The organism is Halosimplex litoreum (assembly GCF_016065055.1).
Taxonomy (GTDB): domain Archaea; phylum Halobacteriota; class Halobacteria; order Halobacteriales; family Haloarculaceae; genus Halosimplex; species Halosimplex litoreum.
In genome coordinates, this window is the sequence record NZ_CP065856.1 from 2,711,563 (window position 1) to 2,730,601 (window position 19,039).

A 19,039-nucleotide genomic window follows, 5' to 3' on the forward strand; every position below is an offset into this window, starting at 1 on the left:
GGTCCGGGAGCAAGATTGACAAAGACGGGCCGTCAGATCCCCGTATGGACGAGACCCTCCGCGAGCGACTCGACGGCGACGACGCGCTCGCCGACGCCGCCGCCACCGTCCTCGACCGCGCCGAATCGGGCGACGGCACGGTCGCCTGGGCCGACGTGAGCGGCGCAGTCCCCGCCGAACAGTGGGGTCGGCTGCTCGAATCCGAAGTCCTGGTCGCCACCGACGCCGGGTTCGTCGTCGACGACCCCGACGCCGTCCGGGCAGCGGTGGGCGACCGCGACGGCGCCGAGATCCGGGACGACACCGAGACCGCCGACGGTGCCGACGCCGACTCCGGCGGCTGGTCGATGGCCGACAAGCTCGCCGGCGTCGCCGCGCTCGGGCTGATGGCCAGCTACCAGGTGCCGATGGCCCGCGACGCGATCGGGAGCACCGCAGACCTCTTCCTCGGCCCGGTCGAGGCCGCCCTGCCGTTCGGGGTCACGGTCGCGCTGCTGGCGGTCGCGACCACGCTCGTCTCCACGACGCTCCGGCGCCGGCTGATGGACGGCAACCCCCAAGACATCGCGAAGGACCGAATGGAGACGGTCAAAGAACGGCTGGACGCGGCCCGCGAGCGCGGCGACGACGAGGCCGTCGAACGGCTGCAGTCCCGTCAGCAGGAGCTGATGCTGGAGCAACTCGGGGCGATGAAGCGGATGGTCCGGCCGATGGTCTACGCGATGCTGGTGACGATACCGGTGTTCCTGTGGATCACGTGGCTGACGGTCAACCCCGCCGCCGCGATCACGCCGGCCGCGCAGGTGTTACCGATCGCCGGTCGCGTCGTCTGGACGGCCAAACTGGTCGGCCCGATCCAGGTGTGGACGGTCTGGTACATCGCCTGCTCGCTCCTCTCGAACGTCGCGGGCAAGCGCGTCGCGAAGAAAGTCGGGCCGGCGGTCACGGACTACCGGTCGGCGTTCTGAGCCCGGTTCAGTTCGATTTCGGCCGTTCCGTCGGTCACTCGTGGCCGATGATCGGCTGCGGTTCGTACGGCTCCTCCAGGTACGCCACGTCCGAGGCCGACAGCGAGATCTCCAGCGCCTCGACGGCCTGTTCGAGGTGTTCGACGCTCGTGGTGCCGACGATGGGCGCGTCGACGTACTCGTTCTGGAACTGCCAGGCGAGTGCGATCTGGGCCATCGTCACGCCGTGGTCGGCGGCCAGTTCCTGCACGCGCTCGTTGATCTCCTCGCCGCCGCCGCGCTCGTACTCCGGCGTCGGGTTGTGGAAGTTCTCGGGGTCGCCGCGGTTGGTGCGTTCGAGTTCGTCGAAGGGCCGGGCGAGGAAGCCCTGACCGAGCGGGCCCCACGGGACGACGCCGATGTCCTCTTTGTCACAGAGGGGGAGCATGTCGCGTTCCTCCTCGCGGTAGGCCACGTGGTAGTGGTTCTGCATCGTCTCGTAACTCAGGAGGTCCTCGCGCTCGCTCGTCCGCAACTGCTCGACGAGGTCGTGAGTCCACATCGAGGAGGTGCCGGCGTGGCGGATCTTCCCGCGACGACGGGCGTCGTCGAGCGCTTCGAGCGTGGTCTCCGGCGGGGTCTCGGGGTCGACGCGGTGGGTCTGGTACAGGTCGATGGTGTCGAGGCCGAGGCGGTCGAGCGAAGCGTCGAGTTCCTGCTCGATGGTCTTGCGCGAGAGGCCCGAGGCGTTGGGCGTGTCCTCGCCGACGGGGAACCGGACCTTGGTCGCGACGACCTGCTCGTCGCGGTCGTATTCGGCCAGTACGTCACCGAGGATCTCCTCGCTCTCGCCGTCGGAGTAGGCGTTGGCGGTGTCGAAGAAGTTCACGCCCAGGTCGATGGCGCGTTCGATGACCTCCCGGCCCTCGTCCTCGTCTAACATCCACGGCTCCTCGCTGCCGAAGCTCATACAGCCCAGGCAGATCTGCGAGACCTCCATCCCGGTCGACCCGAGTGTGGTGTACTCCATGGGGGCCCTCGGAAGTAGCCAGGCAAAAGGCTGGCCCTCGCGGCTCAGGGTTCCGAAAGTTATCCGGCGCCCGGCCGGCTGTCGGCCGCTCAGTCCCCGGCGGCGGCGTCGGGGCGGTAGTCGCGACTGACCACCTTCCACGTCCCGGAGCGATAGCGGTAGTAGGTGATGACGGCCGGCACGGCCATCTCGGCGAGGATAGCGGCGTACAGCGCCGTCTGGCCGATCTCGGGCACTGCGATCCCGAGGTAGGCGATGGGGATCGCGAACAGGTACAGCCCGGTGAGCTGGGCGTAGAACGGCCAGCGCGTGTCGCCGCTGGTCCTGAGCGGCCCGGTCGAGCCGCCGTAGACGCCGCTAAAGAGGACGCCGAAGCAGGCGACGCGAATGAAGGTGACGACGGTCGGGAGGATCGAGGGGTCGTCGACGAACACGCGACCGATGGGGCGGGCGAGGACGAACACGCCGACGGCGATGACGGCGTAGCATGCCAGCGAGAAGCGGATGATGTCGTGGGCCCACGCGCCGGCGTCGTCCTCGTCGTCCTGGCCGAGCGCCTGGCCGACGAGGCTGGAGGAGGCCATGCTGAAGCCCCAGTTGGGCGTGTCCATCAGCGCGCGGACCCGCATCGCGACGACGTAGGCGGCGACGACGTTCGGGCCGAACAGGCCGACGATGTACAGCTTCGGGAACTGGCCGCCGCTACGGGCGAGGTTGGTCCCGATCAGCGGCGTCGCCATCTCCACCAGATCGCCCAGCAGCGATCGGTCGAGGTGGGGGCCAGAGAGTGGGACCTGCACGGGGAACTCGCCGATTCCGGGCAGACCACCGCGGGCGAGGCCGACCGCGAACGCGGCCGTGACCAGCGCGTTCGAGAGCGCGGTCCCGATGGCGGCGCCGACGACGCCCCAGCCGAAGCCGAAGATGAGCACGGCGTTGATGAGGATGTTGAGCGCCGCACCGCCGCCGCGGAGGATCATCGGCGTCCAGGCGTCGTCGGCGCCGACGAGCGCGCGGCTGCCGATGAGGTTCAGGGCCCCGAACGGGACGCCGAAGGCGACGACCGCGAGGTAGTCGGCGCCGAACGCGACCGCGGCGTCGCCCGAGCCGATGAGGCCGATCAGCGGCTCGGCGAGGTACCAGTAGACGGCGATCAGCGGGACGGTGATCGCGACCGTGAGCAGCGCGCTGGCTTTCACCGAGAGGGCGAGTTCCTCGTAGGCGTCGGCGCCGAAGCGCTGGGAGACGAGACCGATGGTCCCGCCGGCGACGCCGCCGCCCAGGGCGAACGCGAGGCCCCAGAAGGGGCTGGCGTAGCCGACGCCGGCGATGGCGGTCGGACCGAGCGCGATGCCGACCATCGCCACGTCGGCCGTCGAGCGGGACATCCGCGCGAGGCCGGTGACGATGCGGGGCCACGCCAGGTCGGTCGCCCGCTCGACGCGCTCGCGGTCGATGACGCCGGCGCGGGCGACGAGCGACCCTACCCAGAGGAGCAGCGCGCGAACGGGATTGTACCGGGACCAGGACACGGAGACCCGTCTACGCTCTACCGTGAAAACGGTTTAGAAACGGGAACGGGCCGCCGAGACCGACGCCCTCGGGCGACGAGTCGACAGCGTTATCGGCGGCGATATCGATCCCGAAATCGACCTCCCCGTGCAGACACTCGACGCACTCGGGTCGATCCCCTCCGTCTTCCTCTCGTCGGTGGCGCCGCCGCTGTCGATCGCCCTCGCCGGCTACCTGCTCGGCCGCGTCCGCGAGGTCGACACCGAGCCGCTGAGCACGGTCACCGTCTACGTCCTCCTGCCGGCGCTGGTGTTCGAGACGCTCGTCACGCTCGAGACCGGGCTCGGGACCGCCGCCGCGGCCGTCGCCGCGATGGTCGGGTTCACCGCCGTCGTCGGCGCGCTCTCGTGGGCGGTGAGTCGGGCGCGCGGCCGCGAGGGGACGGTCGTCGTCGGCGCCGCGATGGCCGCCGCCGTCCCCAACACCGGCAACTTCGGCATCCCCGTCGCCACCTTCGCGTTCGGCGCCGCCGGCCGCTCGACCGCCGTCCTGTTCGTCCTCGTCCAGAACCTGCTGCTGTACACCGTCGGCGTCTACCTGCTCACTCGCGGCGGCGAGCGCGACGACCGGGCGGCGCTCGGCCGCGTCGCCCGCCAGCCCGTCGTCTGGGCGGTTCTCGCAGCCGGCACGACGGTCGCGCTCGGCGTCGTCCCACCGGAGAACGGGACGGCGATGGACACGCTCCGACTGGCCGGCGACGCGTCGATCCCCGTGTTCCTCGTCGTGCTCGGCCTGCAGGTCGAGTCGATGGACCTCGGTGCGACCGTCCGTGAGACGCTCCCGACGGTGGGGCTGAAACTGCTGGTCGCGCCGGTCGTCGCCGTCGCGGTCGCGGCGCTCGTCGACGTCGGCGACCCGACGGTGACCGCCGCGTTCGTCGTCCTCGCGGCCGGCCCCGCGGCGGTCACCCCGCTCGTCCTCTCGATCGAGTTCGGCGACGACGGCGCGGCCGGACCGGGCGACGAACGTGGCGGCGTGTCGACCGCCGACTACGTGGGGACCGTCGTCTTCCTCACGATCCTCGGGAGCCTCCCCGTCGTCACCGGACTGGTGTTGCTGGCGGAGTTGGGCGTGCTGGGGTGAGCGGCGACGATCGGCTAGCTCGGTCCCGGACCGGCCCTCAGAAGCTCCCGACGATCTCGTCGAGGTCGAACAGCCGGAGGTCGTCGCGACCGGCGGCAGCCTCGCGGACCGACTCCCTGAACCCGTTTCGGGCGAACAGCGCGTAGTTCCGGTCGACGCCGGTCCCGTCGGGTGTCCACCGGATCTCGCCTGCGTGGGATTCGAGCGACGCGAGCGCGCCGTAATCGAGCGGTGCGCTCGTGAACTTGCATTCCCCTGCGACCATCGTGCCGTCGTCGGCCAGCCCGACGACGTCGACCTCGTGTTCCTTGTACCACCACCGGCCGATATCGACGAACGTCTCGTCGGGGTACAGCTCGGGGAGCGCGTCCCCACAGAGCCGTTCGAACTCCGGGCTCACGAAATCCGCCATCTCCGGCTCGACGACTGTCTCGTAGGCGTCCGTACCGAGCCGCTCGTACCGGTCCTCGTTTCCGTAGACGAACCTGAACCAGAACCGGAACAGCGGGTCGCGGATCCGATAGCGCCCGCGGCGCGACCGCGTCTCGTCCTCGGTGACCGGAACCTCGCGCTCGACGAGGCGGAGTCGTTCCAGCTTCCCCGTGTACGTCGATATCTGCTTCCCGTCGATGCCGACCGTCCCCGCGATCTCGTTGGCGGTCGCGTCCCCCGCGGCGATGGCTTTCAGGATGGCGAAGTACCGGTTCGGTTCGGTCAGTTCGGTGCGGAGGACGTACTCGGGCTCGTTGTGCAGAAACCCCTGCCGTGCGAGGAGCGAACGCCGGACGACCGATCCGAGGTCGTGGTCCAGTTCGACGCCGTCCAGATAGTACGGCGTTCCGCCGAACACTCCCCAGGCGAACACTCGCTCCTCGGGCGTGTAGGAATCGGGGAAGAACTCACACGCGGCGCCGAAGTCGAGCTGTCGGAGGTCGATCTTCTCCGTGAATCGACCGTACAGCGGACTGTTACCGAGGAGCGTCGCCTCCTCCATCATGCTGATCGACGAGCCGACCAGCACGAGTGTCGCCGCGCTGTCTCGTATCTCCTGATCCCAGAGCCGCTGGACGACCGACGGGAGGCTCTCGTCGGCATCGATGAGGTACGGGAACTCGTCCAGTACGACGACCGCGTCCCGTTCGGCCAGGTATCCGAGGAGCGACTCCCAGTCGGCTCTGATCCGGTCGACGCCCGGGAACGACTCCGACGCGAGCTCGACGAACTCGTCGAGCTGTACCTGCGAGGTCGTCTCCGTCGCCTGATACAGTACGGCGTCCTCGCGTTCGGCCAGCGACTCCCGGACGAGTTCGGTCTTCCCGAGGCGGCGACGCCCGAAGACGACGACCATCTCCGCCTCGTCGGACTCGTAGCACTCGACGAGTCGCGAGAGTTCCGCCCGGCGATCGACGAATCGGTCCATACTACGTCATGTGCGGACATCGACATAGTGCTACCGAATAACCAAATTTGGAATAGACTAATCTGAAATAGGCTAATTCAGATTTGGTTATCTGGCCGAACCCGTCGCGGACCGATCGAGCGAAACACGCTGGTCGGTAGCCGACTGCTCTCCGGGGTCGTCGATCGGTGAATCGCAGAAGTCGGCGAACGGGTGAATAGCCGCCGACTCGCTACACCTCGACGGCGTCGCCCACGGCGGGCGCCGTCGCGTCGAAGCCGTCCTCGCGGAGCTCCGCGGCGAAGGCCTCGCAGCGGTCGCCGTGGTTGACCAGCACGTCGGCCTCGCGGTAGTCGTCGAGGAATTCGAGAATCCCTTCGCGGTCGGCGTGGGCGGAGAAGTCGTAGGACTCGACCTGCGCGGCGACGGGCATCCGCCGGCCGTCGATCTCGGCGCTACCGGTGTCGAGCAGGTCCCGGCCGGGCGTGCCCTCGACCTGGTAGCCCGTCATCGCGACCTTGTTCGTCGGCGACCCGCGGATCGCAGGGATGTACGTCATCGCCGGCCCGCCCGAGAGCATCCCGCTGGTGGTGACGACGACGGTGTTGTCCGCGGCGATCCGTCGGCGCTGACCGTCGCGACCGTCGACGAACCTCGCGTTGGATTTGGCCCGCCCCAGCGCGTCGGCGTCGCGGACGAACTCGGGGTGGCGCCGGAGCATCTCGGTCACCCGCTTGCCCATCCCGTCGACGTAGCAGTCGATGTCGTGGGCCTCGCAGATCAGGAGCACCTCCTGGGTGCGTCCGATGGCGAACGCGGGGACGACGACCGTGCCGCCCTGCCAGACCGTCGTCCGGAGGCTCTCGGCGAACTGGTCCTCGATAGCTCCCCGGTCTTCGTGGGTCACGTCGGAGTAGGTCGCCTCGCAGATCACGGCGTCGGCGTCGGGCCGGGCGGTGGTTCCCGGGACCAGTCGTTGATCGCCCGTGTGGAAGTCGGATGTGTAGAGCAAGCGCGTCTCCCCGTCGTCGACGACGACGTGGGCGCTTCCGGGGATGTGGCCGGCCTCGTAGAAGGTGACCTCGTAGCCGGCGGCCTCGAACGACTCTCGATAGCCGTGGGTCTCGGAGACCTGGGTGACCCGACGGACCTCGGTCTCGGTGAACGGGCAGTCGTAGGTGCCGCCGTGCAGTTTGAGCGTGTCGCGGGCGAGGGTGAGCGCGAGTTCGCGCGTCGGCGGCGTCCAGTGGATCGGCGGCCGGCGGTCCCCCGAGCACAGCGACGGGACCGCCCCGACGTGGTCGAGGTGACCGTGCGAGACGACGACCGCCTCCGGGTCGACCGAGTCGACCGGAAACCGGGGCGGGTTGCCGGTCAACAGTCCGTAGTCCAGCAGGAGCCGGTCGTCGATCAGGATGGCGCTGCGACCGACCTCGCGAGCGCCGCCGAGAAACCGGACGTTCATCGGCCGTCGCTACCGCCCCCGACCGCTTGGATTCGTCGGTTCGCGACCGCCGGCGGCCCGCTCAGTCGTCGTCCAGACTGGCGCGTTCGCGCTCGGCGGTGCGCTCGACGAACTCTTCGGGGAGCGCGTCGACCTCGCCGACCTGGACGCTCCAGAGGTTGGCGTACAGGCCGTCCCGTTCGAGCAGTTCCTCGTGGGGTCCCTGTTCGACGACGCGACCGTCGTCCATGACGAGGATCGTGTCGGCGTCCCGGATCGTCGAGAGTCGATGGGCGATAGCGAAGGTCGTCCGCTCGGCCGTCAGCGACTCCAGCGACTGCTGGATCAGCACCTCCGTCTCGTTGTCGACGTGGCTGGTCGCCTCGTCGAGGACGAGGATCTCCGGGTCTTCGAGGATCGCCCGTGCGATGGCGATCCGCTGGCGCTGTCCCCCGGAGAGCTTCACCCCGCGCTCGCCGACGGTCGTCTCGATACCGTCGGGCAGGTCCGCGACGAACTCCATCGCACCGGCCATCCCCAGCGCCTCGACGATCTCGTCGTCGCTCGCCTCCAGCCCGTATGCGACGTTCTCCTCGATGGTTCCGTGGAAGAGATAGGGCTCCTGGCTGACGTAGCCGACGTGGCTCCGCAGGCTCGACAGCGACAGGTCCCGAATATCCGTCCCGTCGATCCGGATCGTCCCCTCGTGGGGGTCGTACAGCCGCATCAGCAGTTTGAGCAGCGTCGTCTTGCCCGCGCCCGTGGGGCCGACGAGGCCGACGAAGTCACCGGATTCGGCGGTGAAGGACACGTCCTCGACGGAGTTGTCGTCGGCCTCGGGGTAGCGAAAGCGCACGTCCTCGTACTCGACGAGGCCGTCGACGGTCTCGAGGTCGACGGCGTCGTCGTCCTCGTGGATCGTCGCCGGGTCGTTCATCAGGCCGACGACGCGCTCGGCGGCGGCGAAGGCGTAGCGGTAGTTGTTGACGACGTTGCCGAACTGGCGCATCGGCCAGAGAAAGCGGCGCGACCACAGCAGCATCGTGGTGAGCGTCCCGAGCGCGAGCGTGCCCGAGAACGGGCCGGGCGCGCCGAACAGGAGCCAGTAGCCGCCGACGAGGAAGGTGACGACGTAGCCGAAGCCGGTGATGATTCTGAGCGAGGGGAAGAACTTGATCCGCGTCGAGATGGCGTCCCAGTTGGCGTCGAGGTAGTCTTCAGACGCCGACTCGACGCGGTCGCGCTCGAAGCTCTCGCGGCCGTAGGACTTGACCACTTCGATACCGCCGATGTTGTTCTCCAGCCGGGAGTTCAGGGCACCGACCGAGCCCCGAACGCGGCCGTACTTCGGCCCGATCCGCTGGACGAACACGTAGCTCGCGAGGGCGAGGACGGGGATGGAGAGCAGCGCGACCAGCGCCAGCTGGGCGTTGAGCCAGATCATCAGCGCGCCGGTACCGACGACGAGGACGCCGATCCGGATGCCGGCGTTCAGATCGTTTGTGAGGAAGCTCTCCAGTTGGTTGACGTCGTTGTTGAGGATGGACATGATCTCTCCGGTCTGTTTCGAGTCGAAGAAGCTCATGTCCAACCGCTGGACCACGTCGTAGGTGTCGACGCGCACCTCGTGCTGGAGGTGCTGGGCGAAGCGGTTCCACGCCCAGGAGTTCACCCAGTTCAGCGTCGCCGTCAGGACGTAGATGCCCGCCACCGCCCCCACGGCGAACCAGAACTGGGCCTCCGTCGTGGCGGGTATCACCGACGCCGGCACGAGAGGGAGCCGAAACGCCTGGTCGCCCGCGAACAGCGAGTCGATGGCGACCCCCAAGATCAGCGCCGGGATCAGTTCGAGAAAGCGCGCGATCACGCTCGCGACTGCGCCGAGCGCGAACTCGCCCTTGTAGCCGCGCCCGTACTCCGTGAATATCTGCCACATCGGCCGCTCGGCAGCATCCCGGAGGTCCTCGAAGGCGTCGGCGTCGTCGTTCCCGCCGGAGAAACCCCATGACATAGCACCGCATAACGACTGACTACTTAAATAACTAACTCTCGTGTTAGTCGCTCGGGCGGTCGGTCGCGCGGTGCGGCGAGCAGCGACGGGCCACCGTTCACCCCGCCGTGGCGTTCGCCCAGACGGGTCGCGAGTCGGCCAGCGCCGCGCAACTGCCGTTCAGCGGGCTCGTCACGCTCGACGAACAGCCCCAGAACCGGCCGTTCTCGTACCACGCGACGCGGATCCCGTGGGCGTCCGGGAGGAGCCCCTCGGGGGACCCACCGCGCATCTTCAGGACGGCGCGGTACTGGATCTCGGTCGGGCAGGACCCGGCCCCCGACTCGGTCGACGCGACCGCGTTCCCGCCGGTCGTCCCGCTCGCCGACCCGGCTCCCGCCTCGTGGGCGTCGACGCGGACCGCGAACGTGCTCAGGTCGGCCCCCGGCGGCGACGTGCGCTCGACGCGGACCGACAGCGGAGCGGCGGCGCTCGGCGCGCGGACGGTCGTCACCTTGGAGATCCGTCCGTCGCCGATCGACCCGCCGGCGTAGTCGCCCACGGCGTCGGCGCAGCCGGCGTCGAGTCGCTCGAACTCCGCGACGCGGAGGTCGGACGGTCCGGTGTGGTCGGAGAAGCCGGGCAACGTGTTCACAGAGGGCAGCGCGAGGGCGGCGACGAGCAGGGCGAGCGCGACGACCAGCGTCGCACGCTTCGAGCGGTCCGAGAGGGAGGGCATTCGACCGGTGGGTCGGCGACCCGCGGCAAGTGCCTTGCGGTCAGTCCAGGTCGCCGGGCTGGGCCGAGTAGCCGGCGGCCCGGTCGAGGAACTCCTGGGGCAGGGCGTCGATTTCCCCGACCTGAACCCGCCAGAGGGTGGCGTAGAGGCCGTCTTCGGCGAGCAGGTCCTCGTGGGTGCCCTGTTCGACCAGTTCGCCGTCGTCCATGACGAGGATCTGGTCGGCGTGGCGCACCGTCGAGAGCCGGTGGGCGATGGCGAAGGCGGTCCGGTCTTCGATGAGGTCGTCGAGGCTGTTCTGGATCACCGCCTCGGTCTCGTTGTCGACGTGGCTGGTCGCCTCGTCGAGGACGAGGACGTCGGGGTCTTTCAACACCGCGCGGGCGATGGAGACGCGCTGGCGCTGGCCGCCCGAGAGCTTCACGCCACGCTCGCCGACCTTCGTGTCGTAGCCGTCTTTCAGGTCGACGACGAACTCGTGGGCGCCGGCGACCTTCGCGGCGGCCTCGATGTCCTCGTCGTCGGCGTCGGGGATGCCGTAGGCGATGTTCTCGCGGACGGTGCCGTAGAAGAGGTAGGGCTCCTGGCTCACGTACCCCACCGACTGTCGGAGGCTGCGGAGGGTCACGTCGCGCACGTCGGTCCCGTCGATCCGGACGCTCCCCTCGTCCACGTCGTACAGCCGGAGCAGCAGCTTCATCAGCGTCGTCTTGCCCGCGCCCGTCGGCCCCACGAGCCCGACCATCTCGCCGGGTTCGACCTCGAAGGAGACGCCGTCGAGCACCTGTTCCTCGCCGTCGTCGGTCTCGTAGGCGAAGTCCACGTCGTCGTACTCGACGCGGCCTTCGACCGATTCGAGCGCGACCGCGTCGGGGCGGTCGGTCACGCCGGAGGGGGTGTCGAGCAGGCCGACGACCCGCTCGCCGGCGGCCTCGGCGTACTGGTAGTCGTTGATGATCTGGCCGAACTGGCGCATCGGGTAGACGAACCGCCGGGAGTACGAGAGGAAGATGACGAGCGTCCCGGCGGTGAGCGGGCCGTTGAAGAAGGGCAGCGGGTCGGCGAACAGGCCCCGGTTGACCATCACCCAGTAGCCGCCGACGAGGAACGTGGCGGTGTAGCCGGCGGCGGTCACCAGCCGCAACGTCGGCCAGAAGGCGATCCGCGTGGTGATGGCGTCCCACTGTGCGTCGAGATACTCGCGGGAGGACTCCTCGACGCGGTCGGTCTCGAACCGTTCGGTCGTGTAGGATTTCACCACCTCGATGCCGCCGAGGTTGTTTTCGAGTTGCGAGTTGAGTTTCCCGACCGACGAGCGGACCTCCTGGTATTTGGGGTGGATGCGGTTGACGAAGACGTAGCTGGCGTAGCCCAGCGCGGGGATGATGACCGTCGGAACGATCCCGAGTCGCCAGTTGATCAGCAGCATCGCGACGCCCATCCCGCCGACGCGGAAGACGATGCCGATACCCTGGTTGAGGCTGTTCGTCAGGAACCCCTCCAGCTGGTTGACGTCGTTGTTGAGGATGGACATCACTTCGCCGGTCTGCTTGTCGTCGAAGAAGGACAGCTCCCGGCGCTGCATGGCGTCGTAGGCGTCGACGCGCATCTCGTGCTGGAAGTGCTGGGCGAAGCCGTTCCACGCCCAGGAGTTGAGCCAGCCCAGCGCCGCCCCGAGGACGTGCGAGCCCGCCAGCAGTCCGATCAGCAGGACGAACTGGTCGACGGGCGTCGAGGGGAGCCAGCCGCCGGGAACGAACGGCAGCCGGAACGGCCGGTCGTCGGTGAGAAAGGAGTCGATGGCGACGCCGAGCAGGAACGCCGGGACGAGTTCCATCAGCGTCGAGAAGACGCTCGCGAGTCCGCCGACGGCGAACCGGGCGCGCTGGCCGCGGCCGTACTCGCCGAACAGCCGCACCATCGCGTTCGACCCCTCGGCGCGCAACTCCTCGAACTCGTCGTCGTCGGGCCCGCCCGGTGGCATGCCCCATCGTATCGGTCTCGGGGGTATAAGACTGACTCTCTTGTTAGTCGGAGTGGACCTCCCAGCGGCGCGGAAGGTTTTTGCCCGCGGCCGGCAACACGTGGGTATGGCTTCCGAGGTGGACGTGCAAGGTGATACGCACCGCGAGATAATGGGTGCGACGTATCACGCGCTGTGCAAGCACGGCTACGCCCACCTCACGATGCAGGATATCGCCGACGAGTTCGACAAGAGCCGCTCGCTGTTGCACTACCACTACGACACGAAAGAGGAGCTGATGCTCGCGTTCGTCGACAACACCGTCGGCTGGGTCGGCGCGCGCCTCGCCGAGTCCGACACGGAGGACCCGCTGGGGCGACTGGAAGAGTACGTCGACGGCTTCGTCATCGAATCCGGCGAAGAGGACCGAGAGACGTTCGCGCTCGCCCTGCTCGAACTGCGCGTCCAGGCCGTCCACAACGAGCAGTTCCGCGAGAAACTGGCGACCCACTACCAGACGAACGTCGACACCGTCGCCGAGATCATCGCCGACGGGATCGAGGCCGGCGTCTTCCGCCCGGTCGAGCCCGAGTCGGTCGGCGAGACCATCTACACCGCGCTCGTGGGCGCCCGGATGTACCAGGTGACGCTCGGTGCCGGGCACGCCAGCCGCCGGATGCGCGACCAGATCGCCGAGTTCGTCGTCGAGAACCTGCTCGTCGACGGCCGGACGGTCGCCGAGTTCGACGTCGAGGACGCCGGCTTCGGCAAGGACGACGACGGCGAGGACTGACGACGCCGCCGCCGGTCTCGACTCCCCACTCACACCGACGACGACCGCGGGACCTAACGCCCCGGGCCGCGAACGACCGGCCATGCGACGCGCCGAACTCGACTTCGAGGGATTCTTCGACGTGCGCCAGACGACCGACGACGCCCAGGCCGCCCAGATGACGCTCTCGCCGGGCCAGTCCACCGGCGGCCCCGACAATCTCCACGCCGACAGCGACCAGTGGTGCTACGTCGTCTCCGGGTCGGGTCGCGCCACCGTCGACGGCGAGGACGTGCGCTTCGAGGCCGGCGACCTCCTCGTCATCGAGGCCGGCGAGACCCACGAGATCGAGAACGACGGCGACGAGCGCCTGGAGACGCTGAACCTCTACGTCCCGCCGATCTACTGACGCGAAACCTGGCCGCTCGCCCGCGCTTCCGCGACCAGCAGGGTCAAGCGCCGACGGCCCGAGGTGAGAGCCATGCCAGTCGACGACCTCCCGCGACTCGGGCTGGGGACCTACTCCGACGACGACCGCGAGCAGTGGCGCGAGAACGTCCGGACCACCCTCGACGTGGGCTTTCGCCACGTCGACACCGCGCAGGTCTACGAGAACGAGGAGTTCGTCGGCGAGGGGATCGCCGACAGCGACGTGGCCCGCGACGACGTGTGGCTCTCGACGAAGACCGTCCACCACGACGTGCCGCCCGAGCCCGAGCAGGTGCCCGCGGCCATCGACGGCTGTCTCGACCGGCTCGGCGTCGACGCCGTCGACCTGCTGTACGTCCACTGGCCCTCGGGCGTCTACGACCACGAGGAAGTGCTGCCCGCGTTCGACGAGGCGTACGAGGCCGAGAAGACCCGGAATATCGGACTGTCGAACTTCACGCCCGAACTGCTCGACGAGGCCCGCGAGGTGCTCGACGCGCCCATCTTCGCCCACCAGGTCGAGATGCACCCGCTGCTCCCCCAGGCGGAACTCGTCGAGCACGCCCAGGACCACGACTACTGGCTGGTGGCGTACTCGCCGCTGGGGAAGGGCGCGGTCTTGGACGTGCCCGAGATCCGAGAAATCGCCGAAAAACACGACGCGACGCCGGCGCAGGTCAGCCTCGCGTGGGTCACCGCCCACGACAACGTCGCCGCCATCCCGAAGGCCAGCAGCCGCGAGCACGTGGCACAGAACCTCGCCGCCCGCGACCTCGACCTCGACGACGAGGACGTCGAGCTGATCGACTCGATCGACGAGCGCCACCGGGAGATCGATCCCGACCACGGCCCCTGGAACTGGTAGGCCCGCGGCGGCCGACCGACCGTCACGGTGGTCGCACCTCCGGCGGTTCCCGACGGTCGTGCGCGGCCCGGCCCAGCGGCCCGAACCACTACGTCGGCGCGTCCCCTCTCCCGAACTATGACAGCGGACCCGTTCGTCGTGATCGGTGGTGACGCCGCCGGGCTGAGCGCCGCGAGCAAGTGCAAACGGGAGGACCCCGACCGCGAGGTGGTCGTCTTCGAGCGAGGGCGGTGGGTCTCCTACGCCCACTGCGGGACGCCGTACTACGTGAAAGGCGAGGTCGCGGACCTGACGGACCTGCTGTCGCTGTCGCCCGAAGCGGCCGCCGACCGGGGGATCGACCTCCGGCGCGAGCACGAGGTCACCGGGATCGACACCGACGAGCGGGCCGTGACCGTCCGCGGGCCCGACGGCGACCGGCACGACCAGCCCTACGACGACCTGCTCGTCGCGACCGGCGGACGCGCGCTGACCGACCCGATCGAGGGGGCCGACCTGGCCGGTGCGTTCTCGCTGCACGGCATGGACGACGCGGCGGCGATCCGTGCGGCGCTCGAACCCGCGGGCGAGGCGACCGTCGAGTCGCTCGGCGGCGGCGACTTTCTCGACCCGACGGTGATCGAACCCTACGCCGACTGGCAACCGCCCGAGACGGTCGCTATCGTCGGCGGCGGCTACGTCGGCGTCGAGATGGCCGAGGCGTTCACCGCCCACGGCCTCGACGTCCACGTCTTCCAACGGGGCGACCACGTCCTGGGTCCGTTCGGCGAGGCGGTCGGCGAGCGCGTCGAAGCGGAACTGCGCGACCGAGGCGTCACGCTCCATCTCGGCGAGACCGTCGAGCGACTGGTCGGCGACGAACGCGTCGAGCGGCTGGCGTGTGCCGGCGGGACCGCCCTCGACGTCGATCTCGCGCTGGTCGGCGTCGGTATCCAGCCGAACGTTTCCCTCCTCGCTGACACGCCGGTCGAGCTCGGCGACTCGGGAGCGGTCGCGGTCGACGACTACGGGCGCACGTCGGCCGACGGCGTCTACGCGGCCGGCGACTGTGCGGAGGCGCGCCACGCCGTCACCGGCGCGTTCGACTGGGTGCCGCTCGGCCTGACGGCCAACCGCGCCGGGCGCGCGATCGGGCAGACCGTCGCCGGCGACCCGAAGCAGACCGGCGATATAGCCGGCACGGCCGTCGTCAAGGCGTTCGACCAGGAGTGTGGTCGGACGGGGATCGTCGACCACGAGCGGGCCGAGGCGGCCGGGTTCGACCCGGTGAGCGAGACGGTCACGACGCGGTCGCGCTCGGGCTACTACCCCGGCGCCGCCGAGACGGTGGTGACGCTGACAGCCGACCGCGAGACCGGGCGGCTACTCGGCGGGACCATCGTCGGCACCGACCGCGCGGCCGTCCGGATCGACACCGTCGCCACCGCCCTGGAGGCCGACATGACCGTCGCCGAGGTCGAGACCCTCGATCTCGCCTACGCGCCGCCGTTCTCGCCCGTCTGGGACCCCGTGCTGACCGCGGCGAAAGTGCTGAACGGCTCCCTGGCAGACTGATACCTGCCGGAACGGTTCGACTCGTCAGTCCGCGGCGCTCGCGGCCCCGTCGCTCGCGTCGTCTGTGGCCTCGGGCACCAGCGCCTCGAAGTCGTAGGTGACGCCGGTCAGTTCCTCGGAGACGGTCCACAGCCGGTCGGCCAGCCCCTCGTCGTAGGAGCGGTCGTTCGAGCGCTGTGGCTCGGGGTGGCCGCGCATGTCGAACAGACCGCCGGGGCCGATGTACGAGCCCCCGTCGACGCCGGGCGCGGTCGCAGCGTACAGTAGCGGGAGCGCGCCCATCTCGGCGGACTGGCCGAGGACGGCGTTGGCCGCTCGCATCGCGTACAGTTTCACCGTCGACCCCTCCTCCTTCGGGCCGCGGGACTGCAGCGAAGTGGCGGCGTAGCCCGGGTGACACGCCGCCGAGACCGTGTCCTCGACGCCCGCCGCCGAGAGCCGGCGCTGGAGTTCGTAGGCGAACAGCAGGTTCGCCAGCTTCGACTGCCCGTAGGCCTCCCACTTGCCGTAGGAGTCCTCGTGGTGGAGATCGTCGAAGTCTATCTCGCCCCCCTGGTGAGCGCCGCTGGAGTGGGTGACGATACGCGTCTCGCCCGGCGTGGCGACGATCCGCTCTACGAGGTGGCCCGTCAGCGCGAAGTGGCCGAGGTGGTTGACGCCGAACTGCGTCTCGAAGCCGTCGGCGGTCTCCGACCGGGGGATCGCCATCACGCCGGCGTTGTTGCAGAGGACGTGGATCCCCTCGTAGTCGGCCAGCAGGTCGTCGGCGAACGACTCGACCGAAGCGAGGTCGCCCAGGTCGCACTCGCGAACGTCGAGGACGGCCTCCTCGGCCGGGAACCCCTCTCGCTGGCGGATCTCCGCGGCCGCCCGTTCGCCGCGGTCGGTGCTGCGGCAGGCCATCACGACGGTCGCGCCATTCCGGACGAAGGCGCGGGTCGCCTCGAAGCCGAGTCCGCTGTTGGCTCCGGTGACGACGATCGTCTGCCCCGACAGGTCCGGCACGTCGGCGGCGGTCCAGTTGGTCATACCCCTCGTTCGGGCGCCTCCTACTCAAGCCCGGCGCCAAACGAGTGGGGGAGCCCGTCGGAGCGGCTCGCGACGACGTCAGCGGCGACACCGGCGCCAGCGACCCCGGTCAGTCGGTGCGCTCGAGTGGCGTCTCGGTCGGGCCGTCGGCCACCCGGACGGTCGTCAACACGGCGACGATCCCAAGCGTCAGGACGGCGCCGAGGACGAACGGCGACCAGTAGACGACGACGGCGTACAGCGCCGTCATGACCGGCGGGCCGACGGTCCGTCCGAGGCTGCCTGCCCCCTGCGTAACGCCGAAAGCGCCGCCCTGCCGGTCGGCGCTCGTCGCCAGCGAGACCAGCGTCGTCAGCGAGACGTTCAACAGGCTGTTGCCCAGCGACAAAAGCGTCAGCGCGGCAAGCAGCGCGAGCACCCGCGGGCCGAATCCGAAGATCGCCCGCTCGCCGAGCAGCGCCCGACCGATCTCCGGCGAGAACGGAAAGGCCGCGAGCGCGACGACCAGCAGGGCGGCGCCGGCGACGGCGAGCCGCCTGGCGGGCACGATCCGCGAGAGCCGTCCGACGACGACGCCCTGGTTGACCACTGCGAGCGCGCCGACGTAGGTGAGCAACAGGCCGGCCTGGGAGGCGTCGTAGCCGTACACGTCCGCGACGAACGGGATGAACGCCACCTGGATGCCCGAGAAGGCGACCGACGCGACCAGGAAGGCGCCGACGAGCGGCCCCAGCGTGGCGTCGCGGACGGCGTCGACGAACTGCCCGACGATCCGCGGGCGGCCGCCGGCCGTCGCGTGGCGCTGGGGCTCGGGCAGGCCGGCCCACGTCCCGAGGAAGGCGACGAAGCTCAGGACGGCCGCGCCGAAGCTCGGCAGCGAGAAGCGCGTCGCGGGCACGAAATCCGGGAAGACGGCCGACCCCGCGGCGACGACGCCGTCGCTCGCCAGGACCGACCCGAGCGCAGGCCCGAAGACGAACCCCAGGCCGAAGGCGGCGCCGACCAGTCCCAGCGCGCCGGCGCGTCGGTCGGCTGGCGTCACGTCGGCGATGTAGGCCTGGGCGGTGGCGATGTTGCCGCCCATCGCGCCGGCGAGCATCCGCGCGAGGAACAGCGTCGCCAGCGCCGCGGTCGTCCCCGCGACCGCCAGCACCTCGCCGCCGAGGCCGAAGACGGTCCAGGCGACGGTGTTCGCCGCCAGCGAGAGCATGAGCACCGGTCGCCGGCCGCGGACGTCAGACAGCTGACCCAGAAGCGGCGCGAAGACGAACTGCATCAGCGAATAGGACGCCGCCAGCAGGCCGTAGACCACGTCGGTCCCGCCGAGATCGCGGACGTAGAACGGGAGGATCGGGATGACGATCCCGAACCCCATGAGGTCGACGAAGACGATGGCGAGGATCGCGAGGAGCGGTCGCCGCCGCCCGGCGACCGACGACCCGACGGCACGAGGGTCTTGCACGGCGGTTCGTTCGGCGCGTATCGGGGAATAGCTATGGGCGACGCCACCCCCAAACTCGTCAGTCCTCGCGAGCGTCGGCGACCGTCCCGGCGAGGTCGCAGGTCGCGGCTTCGGGGTCGTCCGCGCCGGTGATCGCGGTGATGACGGCGACGCCGTCGGCGCCCGCCTCGACGATCGGGGCGGCGTTGTCGGCAGTGACGCCGCCGATCCCGACGACCGGGATGTCGACGGCGGCGGCGATCTCGCCGACGCGCTCGGGGCCGATCTCGTGCTCGTCGTCGTCGATATCGTCCTTCGAGCCCGTGGCGTAGACGGCGCCGACGCCCAGATAGTCCGCACCGGCCTTCTCGGCGCGGCGAGCGTCGTCGACGAACGACACCGACCGGCCGATCAGGGCGTCGGGGCCCAGTTGCTCGCGGGCGACTTCGACGGGCAGGTCGTCGTCGCCGAGGTGGACCCCGTCGGCGTCGACCGCCGCGGCCAGATCGACCCGGTCGTTGACGACGAACGTGACGCCGGCGTCGCGGGTGAGCTCTCGGAGCTGCCGTCCCAGATGATAGCGCTCGCGGACGTTCCGGTCTTTCTCCCGCAGTTGTACGACGTCGACGCCGCCCGCGACGGCCGCCTCGACGACGGCCTGCGTCGTTCGCTCGCCCGAGAGACTCTCCTGCGTGACGAGATACACGCCCCAGTCTGACATCGCCGGGGACTTCGAGCCCATCGACCTGTTACTTTCGAACTACCGTCCCGCCCGACGCGTC

Annotated in this window: 16 protein-coding genes; 6 read left to right on the forward strand and 10 right to left on the reverse strand. The window is 69.7% G+C overall.

What is annotated here, in order from left to right; all coding sequences use genetic code 11:
- The first annotated feature begins 44 nt into the window (after positions 1-44).
- Positions 45-968 carry a DUF106 domain-containing protein gene (locus I7X12_RS13405; RefSeq protein ID WP_198060569.1) on the forward strand — a complete coding sequence of 308 codons (924 nt, stop codon included), beginning with the start codon at positions 45-47 and terminating at the stop codon, positions 966-968.
- Between the two features lie 34 nt (positions 969-1,002).
- On the opposite strand, the gene I7X12_RS13410 is transcribed toward I7X12_RS13405, so the two are convergent.
- Positions 1,003-1,977 carry an aldo/keto reductase gene (locus I7X12_RS13410; protein WP_198060570.1) on the reverse strand — a complete coding sequence of 325 codons (975 nt, stop codon included), beginning with the start codon at positions 1,975-1,977 and terminating at the stop codon, positions 1,003-1,005.
- Positions 1,978-2,066: 89 nt separating this feature from the next.
- Complete coding sequence (locus tag I7X12_RS13415; protein ID WP_198060571.1) at positions 2,067-3,509, reverse strand: MATE family efflux transporter; 1,443 nt, start codon at positions 3,507-3,509, stop codon at positions 2,067-2,069.
- A gap of 127 nt (positions 3,510-3,636) precedes the next feature.
- On the opposite strand from I7X12_RS13415, the gene I7X12_RS13420 reads away from it, so the two are divergent.
- The gene (locus tag I7X12_RS13420) at positions 3,637-4,632 is read left to right on the forward strand and encodes an AEC family transporter (protein WP_198060572.1); all 996 of its coding nucleotides are present in this window, start codon (positions 3,637-3,639) and stop codon (positions 4,630-4,632) included.
- Between the two features lie 37 nt (positions 4,633-4,669).
- Here I7X12_RS13420 and I7X12_RS13425 read toward each other — a convergent pair whose 3' ends face one another.
- From I7X12_RS13425 to I7X12_RS13445, 5 genes are all read right to left on the reverse strand, one after another.
- Positions 4,670-6,052 carry an ATP-binding protein gene (locus I7X12_RS13425; RefSeq protein ID WP_198060573.1) on the reverse strand — a complete coding sequence of 461 codons (1,383 nt, stop codon included), beginning with the start codon at positions 6,050-6,052 and terminating at the stop codon, positions 4,670-4,672.
- 211 nt (positions 6,053-6,263) lie between these two features.
- On the reverse strand, positions 6,264-7,496 hold the full coding sequence (locus tag I7X12_RS13430) for an MBL fold metallo-hydrolase (protein WP_198060574.1): 1,233 nt from the start codon (positions 7,494-7,496) through the stop codon (positions 6,264-6,266).
- A gap of 61 nt (positions 7,497-7,557) precedes the next feature.
- Positions 7,558-9,486, reverse strand: a complete 1,929-nt coding sequence (locus I7X12_RS13435) for an ABC transporter ATP-binding protein (RefSeq protein ID WP_198060575.1) — start codon at positions 9,484-9,486, stop codon at positions 7,558-7,560.
- Between the two features lie 97 nt (positions 9,487-9,583).
- Positions 9,584-10,204, reverse strand: coding sequence for a hypothetical protein (locus I7X12_RS13440; protein ID WP_198060576.1), 621 nt, complete (start codon positions 10,202-10,204; stop codon positions 9,584-9,586).
- A gap of 40 nt (positions 10,205-10,244) precedes the next feature.
- Positions 10,245-12,188 carry an ABC transporter ATP-binding protein gene (locus I7X12_RS13445; RefSeq protein ID WP_198060577.1) on the reverse strand — a complete coding sequence of 648 codons (1,944 nt, stop codon included), beginning with the start codon at positions 12,186-12,188 and terminating at the stop codon, positions 10,245-10,247.
- Positions 12,189-12,294: 106 nt separating this feature from the next.
- On the opposite strand from I7X12_RS13445, the gene I7X12_RS13450 reads away from it, so the two are divergent.
- From I7X12_RS13450 to I7X12_RS13465, 4 genes are all read left to right on the forward strand, one after another.
- The gene (locus I7X12_RS13450; RefSeq protein WP_198060578.1) at positions 12,295-12,960 is read left to right on the forward strand and encodes a TetR/AcrR family transcriptional regulator; all 666 of its coding nucleotides are present in this window, start codon (positions 12,295-12,297) and stop codon (positions 12,958-12,960) included.
- Between the two features lie 82 nt (positions 12,961-13,042).
- The gene (locus I7X12_RS13455; protein WP_198060579.1) at positions 13,043-13,348 is read left to right on the forward strand and encodes a cupin domain-containing protein; all 306 of its coding nucleotides are present in this window, start codon (positions 13,043-13,045) and stop codon (positions 13,346-13,348) included.
- Between the two features lie 72 nt (positions 13,349-13,420).
- Positions 13,421-14,233: an aldo/keto reductase gene (locus I7X12_RS13460; RefSeq protein WP_198060580.1), complete on the forward strand. Its 813-nt coding sequence runs from the start codon at positions 13,421-13,423 to the stop codon at positions 14,231-14,233.
- A 117-nt stretch (positions 14,234-14,350) separates the two neighbouring features.
- A complete protein-coding gene (locus tag I7X12_RS13465; RefSeq protein ID WP_198060581.1) occupies positions 14,351-15,787 on the forward strand; it encodes an FAD-dependent oxidoreductase in 1,437 nt (478 codons plus the stop codon).
- A gap of 24 nt (positions 15,788-15,811) precedes the next feature.
- Here I7X12_RS13465 and I7X12_RS13470 read toward each other — a convergent pair whose 3' ends face one another.
- The 3 genes from I7X12_RS13470 to thiE all read right to left on the reverse strand — a co-directional run bounded on the left by I7X12_RS13470 (position 15,812) and on the right by thiE (position 18,978).
- The gene (locus I7X12_RS13470; RefSeq protein ID WP_198060582.1) at positions 15,812-16,816 is read right to left on the reverse strand and encodes an oxidoreductase; all 1,005 of its coding nucleotides are present in this window, start codon (positions 16,814-16,816) and stop codon (positions 15,812-15,814) included.
- A 109-nt stretch (positions 16,817-16,925) separates the two neighbouring features.
- On the reverse strand, positions 16,926-18,278 hold the full coding sequence (locus tag I7X12_RS13475; protein WP_198060583.1) for an MFS transporter: 1,353 nt from the start codon (positions 18,276-18,278) through the stop codon (positions 16,926-16,928).
- 58 nt (positions 18,279-18,336) lie between these two features.
- Positions 18,337-18,978: a thiamine phosphate synthase gene (thiE, locus tag I7X12_RS13480; protein WP_198060584.1), complete on the reverse strand. Its 642-nt coding sequence runs from the start codon at positions 18,976-18,978 to the stop codon at positions 18,337-18,339.
- Positions 18,979-19,039 lie beyond the last annotated feature (61 nt).

Coding starts and splice junctions, on each gene's coding strand:
- I7X12_RS13425 (WP_198060573.1), bottom strand. CDS start 6,052: ATGGACCGATTCGTCGATCGCCGGGCGGAACTCTCGCGACTCGTCGAG.
- I7X12_RS13460 (WP_198060580.1), top strand. CDS start 13,421: ATGCCAGTCGACGACCTCCCGCGACTCGGGCTGGGGACCTACTCCGAC.
- I7X12_RS13470 (WP_198060582.1), bottom strand. CDS start 16,816: ATGACCAACTGGACCGCCGCCGACGTGCCGGACCTGTCGGGGCAGACG.
- I7X12_RS13410 (WP_198060570.1), bottom strand. CDS start 1,977: ATGGAGTACACCACACTCGGGTCGACCGGGATGGAGGTCTCGCAGATC.
- I7X12_RS13435 (WP_198060575.1), bottom strand. CDS start 9,486: ATGTCATGGGGTTTCTCCGGCGGGAACGACGACGCCGACGCCTTCGAG.
- I7X12_RS13450 (WP_198060578.1), top strand. CDS start 12,295: ATGGCTTCCGAGGTGGACGTGCAAGGTGATACGCACCGCGAGATAATG.
- I7X12_RS13430 (WP_198060574.1), bottom strand. CDS start 7,496: ATGAACGTCCGGTTTCTCGGCGGCGCTCGCGAGGTCGGTCGCAGCGCC.
- I7X12_RS13440 (WP_198060576.1), bottom strand. CDS start 10,204: ATGCCCTCCCTCTCGGACCGCTCGAAGCGTGCGACGCTGGTCGTCGCG.
- I7X12_RS13455 (WP_198060579.1), top strand. CDS start 13,043: ATGCGACGCGCCGAACTCGACTTCGAGGGATTCTTCGACGTGCGCCAG.
- thiE (WP_198060584.1), bottom strand. CDS start 18,978: ATGTCAGACTGGGGCGTGTATCTCGTCACGCAGGAGAGTCTCTCGGGC.
- I7X12_RS13405 (WP_198060569.1), top strand. CDS start 45: ATGGACGAGACCCTCCGCGAGCGACTCGACGGCGACGACGCGCTCGCC.
- I7X12_RS13465 (WP_198060581.1), top strand. CDS start 14,351: ATGACAGCGGACCCGTTCGTCGTGATCGGTGGTGACGCCGCCGGGCTG.
- I7X12_RS13445 (WP_198060577.1), bottom strand. CDS start 12,188: ATGCCACCGGGCGGGCCCGACGACGACGAGTTCGAGGAGTTGCGCGCC.